1 pseudogene is annotated in these 483 nt (G+C 33.1%); it reads right to left on the bottom strand.

What is annotated here, in order from left to right:
* Positions 1 to 290, bottom strand: a pseudogene (locus tag H5158_RS22820) (hypothetical protein); the annotation flags it as partial.
* Positions 291 to 483 lie beyond the last annotated feature (193 nt).

The following is a 483-nucleotide window of genomic DNA, read 5'->3' as shown; positions in this document are numbered from 1 at the left end:
TTGGAATAGGTGGCCACAAAGCAACAGATCAACAAGATTAAACTCAAAGTAAATCCGATTATTATGGGACCAAATAAAATAACCCTAGCGGAATTATTTCCACACATTTCTATTTTATATCGCTCTGGGTGTTTTTGAATTACTTTTTGCTTTTTTGTAGATAAATCATAAAAATAGCATAAGCCTTTAAATTTTTTCTTGAGGCTATTTAATCTTTCAGGGTAAAAAAAGCGATTATATCGCGTTTTTTTACTCATGATATCAACGGCTAGGTAGTCATTATTTTGCATTTAATATCCTTATTGTTTAATCAACCTTGACACTTTAAAGTGCCTCGTTTGAATTCCTTTTCTGATTGTTAACGTATCATGGACTCTGAAACTTAAGCCGTTTCACGGAAAGCCGATAAAAAGTTGAACTAGTAAACGCTTTACTTTATATTTCCACGTTAATTGCTCTATGCGCTCAGGCTCTGCTTTCCAA

Source organism: Pseudoalteromonas sp. SR45-6 (assembly GCF_014163545.1).
GTDB classification, from domain to species: Bacteria; Pseudomonadota; Gammaproteobacteria; order Enterobacterales; family Alteromonadaceae; genus Pseudoalteromonas; species Pseudoalteromonas rhizosphaerae.
This window is presented reverse-complemented; position numbering and strand designations above follow the sequence as displayed.